Annotated in this window: 17 protein-coding genes and 1 pseudogene; 8 read left to right on the forward strand and 10 right to left on the reverse strand. The window is 59.7% G+C overall.

Features of this window, described 5'->3' with window-relative positions; genetic code table 11:
- Positions 1 to 42: 42 nt before the first annotated feature.
- Both RBH10_RS18945 and RBH10_RS18950 read left to right on the forward strand, forming a co-directional pair.
- Complete coding sequence (locus RBH10_RS18945; protein ID WP_045018230.1) at positions 43 to 732, forward strand: HAD family hydrolase; 690 nt, start codon at positions 43 to 45, stop codon at positions 730 to 732.
- Between the two features lie 10 nt (positions 733 to 742).
- Entirely contained in the window at positions 743 to 928 is a 186-nt protein-coding gene (locus RBH10_RS18950; protein WP_281037403.1) for a hypothetical protein, read from the forward strand.
- A gap of 229 nt (positions 929 to 1,157) precedes the next feature.
- On the opposite strand, the pseudogene RBH10_RS18955 reads toward RBH10_RS18950, so the two are convergent.
- Positions 1,158 to 1,696: pseudogene (locus tag RBH10_RS18955) on the reverse strand (PilZ domain-containing protein).
- 278 nt (positions 1,697 to 1,974) lie between these two features.
- Between RBH10_RS18955 and thrC the strand changes: the two are divergent.
- From thrC to RBH10_RS18975, 4 genes are read left to right on the forward strand one after another with little or no spacing between them, the layout of a single operon-like run.
- Positions 1,975 to 3,372: a threonine synthase gene (thrC, locus tag RBH10_RS18960; RefSeq protein ID WP_045018232.1), complete on the forward strand. Its 1,398-nt coding sequence runs from the start codon at positions 1,975 to 1,977 to the stop codon at positions 3,370 to 3,372.
- A gap of 21 nt (positions 3,373 to 3,393) precedes the next feature.
- Positions 3,394 to 4,692, forward strand: coding sequence for a pitrilysin family protein (locus tag RBH10_RS18965; RefSeq protein ID WP_045018234.1), 1,299 nt, complete (start codon positions 3,394 to 3,396; stop codon positions 4,690 to 4,692).
- A 32-nt stretch (positions 4,693 to 4,724) separates the two neighbouring features.
- Complete coding sequence (locus tag RBH10_RS18970) at positions 4,725 to 5,324, forward strand: GNAT family N-acetyltransferase (protein WP_045018236.1); 600 nt, start codon at positions 4,725 to 4,727, stop codon at positions 5,322 to 5,324.
- Positions 5,321 to 8,236, forward strand: a complete 2,916-nt coding sequence (locus RBH10_RS18975) for an EAL domain-containing protein (protein ID WP_045018238.1) — start codon at positions 5,321 to 5,323, stop codon at positions 8,234 to 8,236. The genes RBH10_RS18970 and RBH10_RS18975 overlap by 4 nt, the downstream gene beginning before the upstream one ends.
- A 163-nt stretch (positions 8,237 to 8,399) precedes the next feature.
- Here RBH10_RS18975 and RBH10_RS18980 read toward each other — a convergent pair whose 3' ends face one another.
- From RBH10_RS18980 to RBH10_RS18990, 3 genes are all read right to left on the reverse strand, one after another.
- The gene (locus RBH10_RS18980) at positions 8,400 to 9,506 is read right to left on the reverse strand and encodes a putative zinc-binding metallopeptidase (protein ID WP_281036133.1); all 1,107 of its coding nucleotides are present in this window, start codon (positions 9,504 to 9,506) and stop codon (positions 8,400 to 8,402) included.
- A 171-nt stretch (positions 9,507 to 9,677) separates the two neighbouring features.
- The gene (locus tag RBH10_RS18985; RefSeq protein ID WP_045018242.1) at positions 9,678 to 9,869 is read right to left on the reverse strand and encodes a CsbD family protein; all 192 of its coding nucleotides are present in this window, start codon (positions 9,867 to 9,869) and stop codon (positions 9,678 to 9,680) included.
- 121 nt (positions 9,870 to 9,990) lie between these two features.
- Entirely contained in the window at positions 9,991 to 10,596 is a 606-nt protein-coding gene (locus RBH10_RS18990; RefSeq protein WP_045018411.1) for a YqgE/AlgH family protein, read from the reverse strand.
- A 161-nt stretch (positions 10,597 to 10,757) separates the two neighbouring features.
- On the opposite strand from RBH10_RS18990, the gene RBH10_RS18995 reads away from it, so the two are divergent.
- Both RBH10_RS18995 and RBH10_RS19000 read left to right on the forward strand, forming a co-directional pair.
- Positions 10,758 to 11,606, forward strand: a complete 849-nt coding sequence (locus RBH10_RS18995) for a protein-disulfide reductase DsbD domain-containing protein (RefSeq protein ID WP_281036132.1) — start codon at positions 10,758 to 10,760, stop codon at positions 11,604 to 11,606.
- A gap of 122 nt (positions 11,607 to 11,728) precedes the next feature.
- Positions 11,729 to 12,214: a peroxiredoxin gene (locus RBH10_RS19000; protein ID WP_045018246.1), complete on the forward strand. Its 486-nt coding sequence runs from the start codon at positions 11,729 to 11,731 to the stop codon at positions 12,212 to 12,214.
- A gap of 201 nt (positions 12,215 to 12,415) precedes the next feature.
- Here RBH10_RS19000 and RBH10_RS19005 read toward each other — a convergent pair whose 3' ends face one another.
- The 6 genes from RBH10_RS19005 to RBH10_RS19030 form a co-directional block, all read right to left on the reverse strand.
- The gene (locus RBH10_RS19005; protein WP_045018247.1) at positions 12,416 to 12,724 is read right to left on the reverse strand and encodes a Dabb family protein; all 309 of its coding nucleotides are present in this window, start codon (positions 12,722 to 12,724) and stop codon (positions 12,416 to 12,418) included.
- A gap of 128 nt (positions 12,725 to 12,852) precedes the next feature.
- Positions 12,853 to 13,293: a ribonuclease HI gene (gene rnhA / locus RBH10_RS19010; RefSeq protein WP_003511799.1), complete on the reverse strand. Its 441-nt coding sequence runs from the start codon at positions 13,291 to 13,293 to the stop codon at positions 12,853 to 12,855.
- The gene (locus tag RBH10_RS19015) at positions 13,290 to 14,258 is read right to left on the reverse strand and encodes a homoserine kinase (protein WP_281036131.1); all 969 of its coding nucleotides are present in this window, start codon (positions 14,256 to 14,258) and stop codon (positions 13,290 to 13,292) included. Before RBH10_RS19015 ends, rnhA begins: the two co-directional genes overlap by 4 nt.
- 90 nt (positions 14,259 to 14,348) lie before the next feature.
- On the reverse strand, positions 14,349 to 15,395 hold the full coding sequence (ispH, locus tag RBH10_RS19020) for a 4-hydroxy-3-methylbut-2-enyl diphosphate reductase (RefSeq protein ID WP_045018250.1): 1,047 nt from the start codon (positions 15,393 to 15,395) through the stop codon (positions 14,349 to 14,351).
- A 63-nt stretch (positions 15,396 to 15,458) separates the two neighbouring features.
- A complete protein-coding gene (locus RBH10_RS19025) occupies positions 15,459 to 16,193 on the reverse strand; it encodes an SURF1 family protein (RefSeq protein WP_281037349.1) in 735 nt (244 codons plus the stop codon).
- 10 nt (positions 16,194 to 16,203) lie between these two features.
- Positions 16,204 to 16,590, reverse strand: a complete 387-nt coding sequence (locus tag RBH10_RS19030; RefSeq protein WP_045018251.1) for a DUF983 domain-containing protein — start codon at positions 16,588 to 16,590, stop codon at positions 16,204 to 16,206.
- Positions 16,591 to 16,643: the final 53 nt, after the last annotated feature.

A 16,643-nucleotide genomic window follows, 5' to 3' on the forward strand; every position in this document is an offset into this window, starting at 1 on the left:
GGCATCACTTTCTTCCAAGCAAATTCGATACAGGGAGCGCCCATGAGCGGCTTCGATCTCATTATTTTCGACTGTGACGGCGTTCTGGTCGATTCCGAAATCATAGCAGCACAGGTGGAATCCCGCCTTTTGACCGAGGCCGGTTATCCGATCTCCGTCGAGGAAATGGGTGAGCGTTTCGCCGGCATGACCTGGAAGAACATCCTCCTGCAGGTGGAAAGCGAAGCCAGCATCCCGCTGTCCGCATCCCTGCTCGACAAGTCGGAAAAGCTGCTCGACGCGCGGCTGGAACGCGACGTGAAGATTATCGAAGGCGTCAAGTTCGCGCTATCGCGCCTGACGACGCCGCGCTGCATCTGCTCGAATTCCTCCAGCCACCGCCTCGACATGATGCTGACGAAGGTGGGCCTGAAACCCTATTTTGCCCCGCATATCTACTCTGCCAAGGATCTCGGCGCCGACCGCGTGAAGCCGAAGCCGGATATCTTCCTGCACGGCGCAGCACAGTTCGGCGTCTCCCCCGACCGCGTCGTGGTAATCGAGGATTCCGTGCATGGCGTCCACGGTGCGAGAGCCGCAGGCATGCGGGTCATCGGCTTCACCGGCGCATCCCACACCTATCCGAGCCACGCCGACCGGTTGACGGATGCGGGCGCGGAAACGGTGATTTCGCGCATGCAGGACCTGCCGGCTGTTATTGCGGCGATGGCGGAATGGGAAGGCGCTTTCTGAGGAAACCTCTATGGCAGAAGCCCCGAAGTCAAAGGAATTCAAGCCTGGGCGTGGCTATGCCAAAGCGGACTGGGATGCCGTGGAGTTTCCTGAGATGACGGATGAGGAGCTGGCAAATGCGCATCCCGCCAGGGACGTTTTACCGCCCGCATTTTTTAAGGCCGTGGATGCGTATCGAGATGTTCGGCGCCGTTAGAGCATAGCTGCTAGACCACCTGCGGCGGAATAACCAACAAAAGGCAACCGCCTCTCCTCCGTCATGCTCGGGCTTGTCCCGAGCATCTGCAACCGTTTGATTTTACGATACGTGTTTGGATCCTCGGGACAGGCCCGAGGATGACGCCGCGTGTGGGGGATGGCTTGTCACCCACCTAAGCCGGAGCCCGCAGAAGCAGCCTCCGGTTTTTTAACGTTCCGTGGCCGGATTACCGGCGCTTGGTCTTGGCCTTTGCGCCCTGCTCGGCAAAACCGATATAAACGCTGACCGACTTCGGTGCGCCGCCCGGTCCGTTGGGAATGGCGACATGATCGTTGTTGAAGATGAACTGCGTGCCGGCCGAACCTGCGGCAACGTCGATGGCGAAATTGGTCGTTTCGCCGTAAATCTCGCCGTTGCCGTCCTTAACGGTGACACGGATTGGCACGGTAACGCGACCCGGCTTCGACATCGGGCCGGGAACGAGGCGGCCCTGGGCCAGCACGTTTACCGTCAGCGTGGATCGTTCGCGGTGCACGAACGCGTCGTATCGGAGAGCGAAACCTGATAGGCGAGTTTCTGCGGATCGTCCTTGGCACCGCCGGCATAGACCCGGTGAACGGCGTTGGCGTCGAGAACCGTGACCGTCGGGCAGTTTGCCTGCACGACTGCACCGACCGGATTGGCCTGCGCCGTTGGAGGGTTGACGGCAAGCGAGTCCGACGGATTGGAGGAATTACATCCTGCAACGACGGCCAGAAGCGACATCGCGGCGGACAAACGCAAGAAATTCCCTGACACTCTTCTAATTCCTCTCCATTGTCCCGGAACCGAACCGGAGACGCTGTTTATTGACCTTTCACGCAGGTTGGCGATGGTCTATAGCAGCGACGCCGGAAAAAATCGATTGGCATGTTCGGTTTTGCTTGAATTTTCAAAAAAGCCCTTCATTACCTCGCCAATCGCCTCATTTCGGTGAGACGCTGCTGAAGAAGACGCCGGTAAATCGGTAACGGACAGATCGGTAAAAGACAGGGGACTATCTCGTGAAATATGTGTCGACCAGGGGTGCGGCCCCTTCGCTTGGTTTCTGCGACGCGCTTCTGGCGGGTCTTGGCCGTGACGGCGGGCTTTACGTGCCGCGCGAATGGCCTTCCATGTCGAAGAAGGAAATCCGCAACCTGCGCGGCAAATCCTATCAGGACATCGCGTTTGAGGTTCTCTACCGTTTCACCGGCGGTGAAATTCCAGCCGACAAGTTCAAGGCGATGATCGACGACGCCTATTCGACCTTCCGCCATCCGGCCGTCGCGCCGCTGACGCAGACCGGCCCGAACACCTACGTGCTGGAGCTTTTCCACGGTACCACGCTCGCCTTCAAGGACGTGGCAATGCAGCTTCTCGCCCGCCTGATGGATTATACGCTGGCTGAACGCGGCGAGCGCGCCACCATTGTCGGCGCCACCTCCGGCGATACAGGTGGTGCTGCCATCGACGCCTTTGCTGGCCGTGAGCGCACCGATATCTTCATCCTTTTCCCCAATGGCAAGGTCTCGCCGGTGCAGCAGCGCCAGATGACGACCTCGACAGCATCCAACGTGCATGCGCTGGCGATCAACGGCAATTTCGACGATTGCCAGAACCTCGTCAAAGAAATGTTCAACGATGCGAAGTTCCGTGACGGCGTGAAGCTTTCCGGCGTGAACTCCATCAACTGGGCGCGCATCATGGCGCAGGTCGTGTATTATTTCACGGCGTCCCTGTCACTCGGCGGCCCGGACCGGAAGATTTCCTTCACCGTTCCAACAGGCAATTTCGGCGATATCTTCGCCGGTTACGTCGCCAAGAAGATGGGCCTGCCGATCGACAAGCTTGTCATCGCCACCAATGACAACGACATTCTGGCACGCACGCTGAAGACCGGCCGTTACGAGATGCGCGGCGTCACGCCCACCACCTCGCCTTCGATGGACATTCAGATTTCGTCCAATTTCGAGCGGCTGCTGTTTGAGGCCTATGGCCGCGATTCCGCCGCCGTGAAGGCGTCGATGGACGGCCTGAAGCAGTCCGGCGCATTTGAAATTCCGCCGCATGCGCTGAAATTCATCAAAAAGGACTTCCGTGCCGGTCGTGCCACCGAAAAGCAGGTGGCGGCGACGATCCGCGATACGCTTGAAAAGACCGGCTACCTGATCGACCCGCATACGGCCACCGGCGTTTTCGTGGCGGAAAAGCACGAAAAAGCATCCAGCCCGATGGTGGTCCTGTCTACCGCCCATCCGGCTAAATTCCCGGCCGCCGTAAAATCCGCTTGCGCAATCGACCCGGCGCTTCCAGTATGGTTAGCTGACATTATGAACCGGGAGGAGCGTTTCGACATTCTGGACGCAGAGCTGAAAGCCGTAGAAACCTTCATCGGCAGCCATGCACGCGCCGGCAAATAGAGACGCGGAAAGACGTTGAGTATGAGAGTTAATGTGACCCGGCTTTCGTCCGGGTTGACCGTTGTCACGGAAAAAATGCCACATCTCGAAAGCGTCGCTCTTGGGGTGTGGATCAAATCCGGATCCCGCAACGAGACGACTGCCGAGCACGGCATCGCCCATCTTCTCGAACATATGGCCTTCAAGGGCACGGCGCGCCGCACCGCCCGGCAGATCGCCGAAGAGATCGAAAATGTCGGCGGCGAAGTCAACGCCGCGACATCGACGGAAACAACCTCCTATTATGCCCGCGTCCTCAAAGACCATGTTCCGCTCGCCGTCGATATCCTCGCCGACATTCTGACGGAATCGCTCTTCGACGAAGACGAACTGGAGCGGGAGAAAAACGTCATCCTCCAGGAAATCGGCGCCGCGACCGACACACCTGATGACGTGATCTTCGACAATTTTTCCGGCGTCGCCTATCGCGACCAGACGATCGGCCGCCCGATCCTCGGTACGCCGGACACCGTGCAATCCTTCACCAGCGCCCAGATACGGCATTATCTCGCCCGCAATTACACGACGGACCGAATCTTCGTCGTTGCGGCCGGTGCTGTCGATCACCAGAGTTTCGTGAAGCAGGTTGAAGAACGTTTCGCCTCGCTGCCGCAGCTGCCGGTCACCACGCCGGTTCTCGAAAAGGCGATCTATACCGGCGGGGAAATCCGCGAGACCCGCGACCTGATGGACGCGCAGGTGCTTCTCGGCTTCGAGGGCAAGGCCTATCACGCCCGCGATTTCTACTGTTCGCAAATTCTCGCCAATATTCTCGGCGGTGGCATGTCGTCTCGCCTCTTCCAGGAAGTGCGCGAAGCTCGCGGCCTTTGTTATTCCGTTTATGCCTTCCATTGGGGTTTTTCCGATACCGGCATCTTCGGCGTGCATGCGGCCACCGGCGGCAACGACCTGCCGGAACTGGTGCCGGTCATCCTGGAAGAGTTGCGCAAGTCTTCGCAGACCATCCATCAGGAAGAAATTGACCGCGCCCGCGCGCAAATCCGCGCGCAATTGCTGATGGGTCAGGAAAGCCCGGCTGCCCGTGCCGGCCAGATGGCCCGGCAGATGATGCTTTACGGCCGCCCCATCCCCAACGAAGAGATGATGGAGCGCCTCGAGCACATCACACAGCAACGCCTGACCGATCTTGCAGGACGGCTGTTTTTCGATACAGTTCCGACATTGTCCGCAATTGGCCCGCTCGAACAGCTGCCGCCTCTTTCAGACATCACTGCCGCGCTTTCCGCGCAGCAGCCCGCAAGGATAAAGGCGAACGGCTGAGGGTGGCGGTTTCTTCCGCACAGGGATGGTGAATGCTGCGTTTTCTTTCCCGACATAACGACACGCCCGAATTGCGCAGCGCCAACCATCTTCTCAGACTGCCGCGCTATGCCGATTTCAGGCAATGGCACGTCCTGCGCTCCGAGAGCCGGCAGTTTCTCCAGCCCTGGGAACCCACCTGGCGGCCGGACGAATTAACGGAAGGCTCCTTCCGCACGCGCGTGGTGCGCAACGGCCAGGAGTTTTCCTCCGGCACGGCAGTGTCGTTTCTGCTGTTCGAGAAGGAGACCCTGCTCGTCGGCGGTATCACCATCGGCTACATCCGCCGGGGTGCCGCGCAAAGCTGCATGATCGGATATTGGGTGGGCGAACGCTACGCCGCGCAAGGCCATATGTCTGCCGCATTAAAATTGGTAATACCCTATATCTTCAACGGACTTCAGTTGCACCGTATCGAGGCAGCCTGTATTCCGGAAAACTTCAAAAGCATCCGGCTTCTCGAAAATGCCGGGTTCCAGCGGGAAGGCCTCTTGCGGGAATATCTGAAAATCAACGGCCAATGGCGGGATCATACGATGTTTTCCCTTCTTGCCGACAAGCAAAGCTCCAGTGGAACGAAGTACGATACATGACTTACAATCACTCTGCGCCGTGCCTGTCGAAACGTCTGGCGGCATTTGCACTGGCTGCACCGTTCTTCCTGTTTTTCCTGCTTGTTGCCTCTCATTCCTACGCCTTCGAACCGGTGAAGATTTCCCGTGACGACACGGCGCTCGACCTCACCGCGACCACCGATATCTATGCCAATCAGGGCGAGGCCTTTCAGGTCTCGACCGCGCCCGGACCTGATGGCATCCGCCGCCGTATCGAGGTGCGCGCCAGCTCCACCGACCATCAGGGCGACTGGGCCGTCTTCGCGCTCGCCAACGTCTCCGAAGAGCAGCTGGAGCGCGTCATTGTCGCTCCGCATTTCCGTCTGGTGAACTCGAAACTGTTCTGGCCAGATCTCGGTTCGCAGCGCATCATCGCGATCACGCCGAGCGAAGGCTTTGCGCTAGACCGGCAGCCGAGCCCGGATGCCGACGTGTTCCGCATTACGCTCAATCCCGGCTCCGTCATCACCTTCGTCGCCGAGCTTTCCACGCCGCAGCTGCCGCAAATCTATCTGTGGGAACCGGAAGCCTACAAGGACACGATCAACGCGTTTACACTTTATCGCGGCATCGTACTCGGCATTGCCGGCCTGCTGGCCGTGCTTTTGACCATCCTATTCGTGGTCAAGGGAACCTCCGTTCTTCCGGCATCGGCAGCGCTCGCCTGGGCGGTGCTCGCCTATATCTGCGTCGATTTCGGCTTCCTTGAAAAACTCATCACCGTCACCTCAAGCGATCAGCGAATATGGAGGGCGGGCGCCGAAGTGGCTCTCGCCTCCAGCTTCGTGGTCTTCCTGTTCACCTATCTCAATCTCAACCGCTGGCATGCGCATCTGGGTTACGCGACCTTTGCCTGGGTGGTGGGTCTGGCGCTGCTTTTCGGCGTCGCGATCTACGATCCTTCGGTCGCGTCAGGCATCGCCCGCGTGTCCTTCGCGCTGACAGCGACCGCCGGTATCGCGCTCATCATCTATCTCGGCTTCAACCGTTACGATCGGGCGATTTTGCTCGTTCCCTCCTGGGCGCTCATCCTCGTCTGGCTGTTCGGCAGCTGGCTGACGGTGACGGGACAATTGGACAACGACATCGTGCAGCCGGCACTCGGCGGCGGGCTGGTGCTGATCGTGCTTCTGATCGGTTTCACCGTCATCCAGCACGCCTTTGCCGGCAGCGCCTATCAGCAGGGCCTGTTCTCCGATCTCGAACGGCAATCTCTCGCCCTGACGGGCAGCGGCGACACCGTGTGGGACTGGGACGTGACGCGCGACCGCATCGTCACCACACCCGACATTTCCAACCGTCTGGGACTGGAGCCCGGCACCATGCATGGGGCGGCGCGCAATTGGTTGCCGCGCCTGCACCCGGACGATCGCGACCGGTTCAAGGCGACGCTCGACGTGCTGCTCGATCATCGCAAGGGTCGCCTCAACCACGAATTCCGCATTCGTGCCGAAGACGGGCATTTCCATTGGCTGCAAATCCGCGCTCGTCCGGTTCTGGGCTCCAACGGCGAAATCATCCGCTGCGTCGGCACCATTACCGATATCACCGAGCAGAAGAATTCGGTGGAACGGTTGCTGCAGGACGCGATGAACGACAATCTGACCGGGCTTCCGAACCGGCAGGTATTTCTCGACCGCCTGCAATCGATCCTCAATCTCTCCCCCGAAAGCGACGGCGTGCGCCCGACCGTGATGGCGATCGATATCGACCGTTACAAGCTGGTCAACGATACGCTCGGCATTGCTGCGGGCGACAATATCCTCATCGCGCTGACACGGCGTCTGCGCCGTCTGTTGAAACCGCAAGATACGCTGGCGCGTCTCGGCGGCGATGAATTCGGCCTGATCCTGACCTCGGAACGTGATCCGCAGCGTGTGGCCGACTTCGCCGATGCGGTGAACAAGGCGATCATGGTACCGATCAATTTCGCCAACCGCGAAATCATCCTCACCGCCTCCATCGGCCTCGTCTCATGGATCGACCAGCAGGAAAGTGCCGCCGGTCTCTTGAGCGACGCGGAACTCGCCATGTACCGCGCCAAGCGGGCTGGCGGAAACCGCGTCGAGCCGTTCCGCCCGGCCTTCCGCACGTCAGGCACCGACCGCCTGCAAATGGAAAGCGACCTTCGCCGCGCCATCGAGCGCAAGGAGCTGTCGCTCGCCTATCAGCCGATCGTCAAGCTGGACGATGGTGCGCTGGCCGGTTTCGAGGCGCTGATGCGGTGGGAGCACCCCAAGCGTGGCAATATTCCGCCGAGCGAATTCATTCCCATCGCGGAAGCCTCCGGCCTGATCGAACCGCTCGGCATGTTCGCGCTGGAACGGGCAGCAACCGATCTGATGGACTGGCAGCACGCCATCGAGAAGATGCCGATCTTCATTTCCGTCAATATTTCCAGCGCGCAATTGCTGAACAACGAATTGTACAACGATGTGCGCGGCATGCTGACGCGCACGCGCTGCAATCCGCAGCAGCTGAAGCTGGAACTGACGGAATCCGTTGTCATGGAGAACCCGGAACAGGCGCGGCTGGTACTTTCCAAGCTGAAGGAAACGGGCCTCAGCCTCGCCATGGACGATTTCGGCACGGGCTATTCGTCACTTGCCTATCTCACCCGCTTCCCCTTCGATACGATCAAGCTCGACAAGGCGCTGGTGGCCAATACCAGCGACAAGCGCAACGTGCTGTTGCGTTCCGTCATCGCCATGGCGCGCGCGCTCGACATGCAGGTGGTGGCCGAAGGCATCGAAACGCCAGAGGATGCGGCTGAACTTTCACGCATGAACTGCCATTTCGGCCAGAGCTTCCTGTTCGGCACCCCGGTTTCCGGCGATGCCGCGCTGAAGCTTCTGCGGGAGCGGTTCCAGCCGACGAAGCGGGCTTCGTAAGTGAGATGGGGCTAAGATGCGCCTCTTCTCCCAGTGCGCGACGCCATGCCTCACGCGCCACGTCATCCTCGGGCCTGTCCCGAGGATGACGGAGGAGAGGTGGTAGTCCTCTTCTACGCCTCGGATTTTTTCGATGGCGTGCCAAAATAGTGGCGGGCCGTATTCACTGCACTATCGCAAACTGCTGCATCTGCTGTTGAGGCATCGCAGCCACCCTGCCGCGCAGCAGCTCGTGAATGAATTCCATCTTGGTCACCACCGGAGGCGCCAGCACGAAGGGATAAAGGTCCGCCTCCCCCATGCTGCGCTGGATCGAGTTGATGGCGACGCTGAGCGGGACCCACGCCCTGACCAGTTGCGCGGCGCTGCGGGCATTGTAGGGATCGAAAGTAACCTCCGCCGCCATTTCCTCATGTCCATCAGGGTCTATCGCCACGCCGAAGGCACGCGCGGTTTCCAGCGTGTCGACGATGTGCAGATAATGCGCGAAACATTCGGCGAAATCCTCCCAGGGATGGACGGAGGCATAGGCGCTTATGAAGGTTTCCTGCCATCCGGGGCGCGGTCCCTGCCCGTAATTGCGTTGCAGGGCTGCTGCATAATCCTCGCGCTCATCACCGAATACCGCGCGGCAGGCCTCGAGACGGTTCTCGTCGCGCACCAGCTTGTTCCAGATGAAATGCCCGACCTCATGGCGGAAATGGCCAAGCATGGTGCGATAGGGCTCGTTCATGTTGGCGCGCACCTGCTCGCGCGTCGCATCGTCCACCTCCGCCGCGCGAATGGCAATCAGGCCCTCGTCGTGGCCGGTCATGGCGGGAATAACCGAACCGTCGGGCGCGACCTCATCGACCAGAAAGTCGAAGACAAGCCCGCCAGCCGGATCGGCATCCCGGTTCGGATGCGGCAGGCCGAGCCGCAAGATTGAATAAAACAGATGCCGCTGCGCCTGGCTGATACCCCGCCATTGTTCGATGCCCTGCTCCGTCGCGATATCCGGCACCAGACGGTTGTGGCTGCAGGCCGGGCAAAAGGCGTTCTGGCTTTCCGCCGGCACCGACCAGTTGCAGATATCGTTCGCCTCGTTAGCGCAAAACCGCACCTGTCTTTCCGGCTGAGCGACAAGTTGCCAGTTCGGCTCGCCCGCAGGCGCCAGAGCTTCCATGGAAAGGCGCTCCGGCACGAAGGCCAGACGATGGCCGCAGGAGACGCAGAAACGATTGTCGAAGTGGACCGGCTGACCACAGGAAGCGCAGGAGAAAAGCTTCATTCATGAAACCCTTGCGATGGATGAGTTGGGCAGAGGTAAACCTATGATGCCAACGTGAACGGCGTAACAAGCTCGCCATTCCGGCATCCCAGACGACAGGAGCGCATGTGCGAAAACACATGCGCTCCATAGCGCCGCCTCATCAGAGAGGCGCAATCTCGTCAGGCGATATCACATACGGTCGACGGCGCCCTTGACGGCATCTTTGGCCTTGCCGACGGTGCTCTGGACCTTGCCCTTGGCTTCCTGGACCGCACCCTTGGCGCGCAACTCGTCATTGCCGGTCGCTTCACCGACGCTTTTCTTCACCTTGCCTGCAACTTCGTTGGCTTTACCGGCAATCTTGTCTGATGTGCTACCCATGTCACTACTCCCTGGTTGAGCCAGACTGGCTGTCTGGCCTTCCGGGTGAGTAACGTAAGCGGCAAGGTTTGGTTCCAGCCGGCACGCGGCTGGTGGCGGCGGAAAATTCAGGTATGTAAATTCAGGCGTGCCCGGCATCGGGGGAGAGCATGCGGGCATCAACGCCCATCAGCGCAAGCGCCCGCTCGTATTTATTGTCCAGCCCACGGTCGAAAATCAGTTCTTCCGCCGCCGGGCAACTCAGCCAGCCATTGTTGGCGATCTCGTTTTCCAGCTGGCCCGGACCCCAGCCGGCATAACCGAGCATCATGGTGGCCTTTTGCGGGCCGCGGCCGTTGGAAATGGCGCGCACGATATCCAGCGTCGCCGTCAGCGAAATGTCGTCGCTGACCGGAATGCTGGATTCGCTGACGTAATCATCCGAATGCAGCACGAAACCCCGGCCGGATTCGACCGGGCCGCCGCACTGGATCGGAAATTCGCGGGTGCGGTTGGGCAGCATGATGGCGTCGTTGCTGTCCACCAGTTTCAGATGCAGCAGAATGTCCGTGAAGGTGATCTGCTGCGGCCGGTTGATGATGAAGCCCATGGCGCCGGCATCCGAATGGGCACAGATATAAATTACCGAACGGGCAAAATTGCCGTCGTCCAGCCCCGGCATCGCGATGAGGAACTGGCTGTCGAAAAAACCACGTTCGCGTTTGTCCATCAGGGTTGAAAAGCTCACCGGCGCCTCCAGCAGGCCGAGTTCCATCACCAAACGGAAAACGGCGTTCGCACCTCGACAGGATACAGGATGCGGCATAGCGCCCAATCAATCAACCGAAAATGATGAACCGCACGAATTCGTAACTGGCCGACCAGACGATGTTGGGTTAGACGGAAAGAATGAGCGTCAGGACATTCTTTCGATTTTCACATCTTCGCCTTGCCGTCGCATTCGCCGCCCTTCTCGGTGGCGGGCAGGCCGCGCAGGCCGAAATTACCGACTGGGCCAGAAGCGAAGGCGGCCAGATGCGCGTGGCAAGCCTTGCCATGGACGGCGACGGCGTGGTGCGCGGCGTATTGCAGATCGAGCCGAAAGACGGCTGGATAACCTATTGGCGCGAGCCGGGTGAAGCCGGAATACCGCCCAAGATCACGCTTGATCCGGCAAGCGGCGTGAACCTGACCTCGATGGCCTATCCTGTTCCCAAACTCATCGAGAACGGCGACATCACCGATATCGGCTACGATCACGCCGTCAGCATTCCCTTTCAGCTGAGAGCCGTGGACGCCCAAGCGGGCGGCAACATCGACCTCACCGCCTTCATCGGCGTCTGCCAGAATATCTGCATTCCGTTCGAGGCGACGTTTTCGATCAGCCGCGGCAATGCGGGCGATGACGATCACGAGGAACGGCGATTGCTGGAAGAGGCGCGCGAGACGCTGCCCGAAGCGGCATCCGACGATTTCAAAGTCACGGATTTCCACATCACGCCTGACAAGACCATGCTCGGCGTGCAGCTGCAACTGCCGGAAAACGCACCGAAGGAAACCGAGATATTCATCGCCGGCCCCTCGGGTTTTGCCTATTACGAGCCGCAGAACATGGTGAGCGACAAGCGTAAGCTATCCTTCTACATGAACATCAAGGGCTTGCCGAAAACCTATCAGGTGCAGGGCAACAGCTGGCCCATTCTGGTCAAATCCGGCGACCGGTCGATGGAAACGGTGCTCAATTTTCCAAAGCCGTAGGCACACCGGCGAGCAGGCCTGAGCGACCGTCCCGGCCATGGAATTTACCGCGAAAACCGCATGACAGATTTCATTTCCGTGCTCTATAGTCGCGCGAACCGAACGGCCACAGGAGCATGGACATGACCATCAAGATCGGCGAAAAACTGCCTTCCGCAACCTTCAAGGAAAAGACGGCCGATGGCCCGGTGGAAACCACCACCGATGCGCTTTTCGGCGGCAAGACGGTGGTTCTTTTCGCCGTGCCCGGCGCTTTCACCCCCACCTGCTCGCTGAACCATCTGCCGGGCTACCTCGAAAACCGTGACGCCATTCTCGCCAAGGGCGTGGATGACATCGCCGTCGTCTCCGTCAACGACTGGCACGTCATGGGCGCATGGGCGCAATCTTCCGGCGGTCAGGGCAAAATCCACTTCCTCGCCGACTGGGATGCCGGCTTCACCAAGGCGCTCGGCCTTGATGCCGACCTCTCCGGCGGCGGCCTCGGCGTGCGCTCCAAGCGCTATTCGATGCTGGTGAAAGACGGCGTGGTAACGTCGCTCAACGTGGAAGAAAACCCCGGTCAGGCGACCGTCTCGGCCGCCGCGGCGATGATCGAGCAACTGTAAGGTTACGCGGAAAGGGGTGGCCTGTTGACCCGAGAGGTAGACACACCCCAAACCCGTGGCGTCATCCTTGGGCTTGTCCCAAGGATCTAATCACGTCGCATAAAATCAAGACGTTGCAGATGCTCGGGACAAGCCCGAGCATGACGAAGGAAAGATTTCAGGACTTTGTCAGCAGTCTAAGGGCGGTAAAACCGCCCTTTTTCATACGTTCATGTCAAACACCAGAAGCCCGGCCAGACCGCCATCGGTCAGCGAGACCAGACGTTGACCGACTTCCATGTGTTGCGGGTGCGCCAGATATTCGTCGCGGGCTTCCGGGCTTTCCAGCGTCACGATGAAGCCATCCACGAAACCGCCGTTCAGGCCTTCCGGTGAAACGTTCTGGCCGTATTTCACATCGATTATGCCGGGTATCACGTCCTTCAGGGCCGCAATCGCCTCAAACACCGCATGTTTTTCAGAGGTTGCCGTTGCGGCCTTGAACCGTAGAAATACACAATGCTGGATCATCCGAATGTCTCTCCTCCGCTGGAACATCGTCCAGCTGTTTGACGACAAGATAGATCGGGTTTGAGTTTTCACAACCCCGGATCAGGATTGGTCCGGCTTAAAACCGCCTATAATAAATCAGGCTTCCGTTACCGGCGTTTGAAAGGCTCCATGCCCTTGCGCGCCAATTCGTCGGCGCGCTCGTTTTCCGGATGGCCGGCATGGCCCTTGACCCAGTGCAGGGTGACCTTGTGGCGCTCCTGCGCCGCTTCCAGCGCCTGCCACAGTTCGACATTCTTGACCGGCTTGTTATCGGCGGTTTTCCAGCCCTTCTTTTTCCAGCCGAAAATCCACTTGGTGATGCCGTCCTTGACGTAGGCGCTGTCGGTATAAAGATCGACCTCGCAGGGGCTTTTCAGCGCGTTGAGCGCCGAGATTGCCGCCAGCAGCTCCATGCGGTTGTTGGTGGTGTCGGCCTCGCCACCGGACAATTCCTTTTCGGTCTCGCCATAACGCAGCACAGCGCCCCAGCCACCCGGACCGGGATTGCCGGAGCAGGCGCCATCGGTAAAGATATCAACGTGTTTCATTCGCCAACCAGCCCATATTCGGCAACATGGCCGATGGAGCGGTGGAACCGCAGCTTGCGCAGATATTCCAGCGGGTCTTTCTTCACCACCAGCGCGCCTTCCGGCGTCGTCAGCCAGTCATAAAGCCTTGTCAGGAAAAACCGCAGCGCCGAACCGCGCGCCAGAAGCGGCAGCGCATCCAGCTCCGCCGCACTCAGCGGACGTACCGACTGGTAACCTTCCAGCAGCGCCTTGCCCTTGGTGACGTTGTAAGCGCCATCCTTCTCGAAGCACCACGCATTGAGGCAGATCGACACGTCATAAGCGAGCAGGTCGTTGCAGGCGAAGTAAAAATCGATCAGGCCGGACAGCTCGTCGCCGAGGAAGAACACGTTGTCCTGAAACAGGTCCGCATGAATGACGCCGGCGGGCAAATCCTTCGGCCAATGGGCGGCGAGATAATCGATTTCCGAGCGGATCTCATCTTTCAGGCCCTTCTCCACCTCGTCGGCGCGGGCTTCGGACTTGTCCCAAAGCACCTTCCAGCCTTCGACGGAGAGCGCATTCGGGCGCTTGATCTCGAAGCCCTCACCAGCCAGATGCATGGCGGCCAGCGCCTTGCCGACTTCCCGGCAATGTTTCGCTTCCGGTTTTCTCAGCCACATGCCTTCAAGGAAGGAGATAAGCGCCGCCGGGCGGCCCGACAATTCGCCCAGCAATTCGCCATCCTTGCGCGGCAGCGGCAAGGGGCAGGACAGGCCCTTGGCGGCCAGATGCTGCATGAGGCCAAGGAAGAACGGCAGATCGGATTTTTCCACGCGCTTTTCGTAAAGCGTCAGGATCAGCGGGTCCTTGGTGGTGTGCAGCAGGAAATTGGTGTTTTCGACACCTTCGGCGATGCCCTTGTAGGATGTGAGCGTGCCAACGTCGTATTGTATGAGGAAATTCCTCAGATCATCTTCGGTGATGTCCGTATAAACTGCCAATTTCAAATCTCTTGATGAAGGATGGAATGGAAATCTTGAGCGAGGATAGCGGATGTGAGGGAAAACCCCTCACATGTTTCGCCATCTTACTTAGGCGCCAGTGGCGGTTTTCGGTGGCAAGGCATTGCTGGCATTGCCGTTGACGAACGCCATGTCGTCCGTTGTCAGCTCGATGCTGCGCAGCTCGCGGTTGACGAGGAAATGTTCCGTTTCCTCAACCGTGACGGCGAGATCGAGCGTCGTGTCGAACCGCGCCTTGAAGGCCTCGATGATCTCGTCGACGATGACCTCGGGTGCGGAGGCGCCAGCCGAAAGACCGACGGTGCGGATATCGCCGATAGCATCCCAGTCGATTTCCGCTGCCCGCTGCACCAGAACGGAGTGTTTGGCACCGGCGCGCAACGCCACTTCGACAAGCCGCTTCGAATTGGAGGAATTGGGCGCACCGACGACGATGAACAGATCGCAGCCGGGCGCCGCCTGTTTCACCGCATCCTGACGGTTGGTGGTTGCGTAACAGATGCTGTCGGCGGCGGGCGCCTGAATGGCGGGGAAGCGTTCTTGAAGCCTGGCGATAACGCCGGCGGTATCATCAACGGAAAGTGTTGTTTGGGTGACGAAACCGAGGTTTTCGCGGTCCACCGGTTCGTAAATGCCGGCATCTTCAACCGTCTCGACCAGCGAAACGGTGCCTTCGGGCAATTGCCCCATGGTGCCGATGACCTCAGGGTGACCGGCATGGCCGATCAGCACGACATGGCGGCCAAGACGCTGATGGCGCATGGCCTGCTTGTGGACCTTGGAGACCAGCGGGCATGTGGCATCGAGATAAAACAGGTTGCGCGCTTCAGCGTCGGCCGGCACGGATTTCGGCACGCCATGGGCGGAAAAGACCACCGGCTGCTCGCGATGTTCGGTGGGGATTTCGTGCAGTTCCTCGACGAAAATTGCGCCCTTGGCTTCCAGCCCCTCGACCACATAGCGGTTATGCACGATTTCGTGACGAACATAGACCGGTGCGCCATAGGCCTTGAGTGCCAGCACGACGATCTGGATCGCCCGGTCCACGCCCGCGCAAAAGCCGCGCGGTCCGCACAGCCTTATCGTCAAAGGGGGTTTGGAAACGGCGATGTTCATTCGTGCTCCTTGGCCTGCTCCTGGGCCTTGCCCTATAACCTGCCTTGCCGGTGAGGGCGCGCTTTATTCACCTTGCGCCTTACCGTTCCGGAAATAGGCAAAACCGACGACGATGACAAGGGCCACCGCCAGGCCATACCACGTTATCGCATATTGCAGGTGATTGTTGGGCAAATCTATCAGCGTCACGCCGCCCTCAGGCCAGCCGCCGGGGTTCGGCGTATCGTCGGCATCCACGAACAGGTTGACCAGCCGGCCGGGAGGGACATCGGCGCTTGAGGCCATCGCCGCCAGATCCTTCCAGTAGAAGATGTTCTTGGCGATATCGTTGTCCGGCAGCAGAGAAGACGGTTTTGCAACGAGCGGCGCACGCGCCAGCCCCTTGATCTCAACCTCGCCCGCCACCTGCCCATCCGGCCGCTTGGCCGCCTCCTTCATTTCGAAAGGCACGAAACCGCGATTGACGAAGAGGATACGTCCATCGGCAAGCGACAGCGGCGTATAGATGTAATAACCGGTTCTGCCCTGATGGGTGGCGAAAAAATGCCGCTCGCGGGCGTGATCGAAAGTGCCTGACAGGTTGACCCTGCGATATTCTATTTCGCCGCCGCTTTTGGCGATCGCCTCGATCTGGGCAAGCGTGGCCGGGCTTGCGTTGCGCCGCTCCTCGATATCGGCAATCAGCGCCTCTTTCCAGTAAAGCCGCTTCACCTGCCATGTGCCGAGCCCGAGAAGGATGGCCAGTGCCAGCAGAACGAGCGGCGCGGCGAACCAGATGCGTCTTTCCGCCGCCTTCATGTGGGAAACGTCATTCACGATCAAGCCTGCCTTCGCTTGCATTGTTGCGGTATTGCAGCGCAATCATGATCCCCTTCAGCTTGCGCAGCAGCACGAGGGAGACAATCACCGTAAACGGCAACCAGAGCATGACATGCACCCAGACGGGCGGGGCAAAACGCTGATCGAACCACAGCGCCAGCCCGACGACCAGAAAACCGACGATCAGCATGACAAACACAGCCGGACCTTCACCCGCATCGGCAAAGCCGTAATCCAGCCCGCAGGCGCTGCATGCGGGTTTCGGGGTCAGGAAGCCGTCGAACAGCTTGCCATTGCCGCAACGCGGGCAGCAGCCCTTCAGCCCGACTTTTATCGGGTCCACCGGCGCAAAACCGTCGTTCGATTGTTCAGACATGGAAGGCCTCCCGCTTCCGCTGGCAAACCGCTCTCCGCAGGAGCGGCACCCCA

It is taken from the genome of Rhizobium sp. AN73 (assembly GCF_030757975.1).
In the GTDB taxonomy this organism is placed as follows: domain Bacteria; phylum Pseudomonadota; class Alphaproteobacteria; order Rhizobiales; family Rhizobiaceae; genus Agrobacterium; species Agrobacterium arsenijevicii.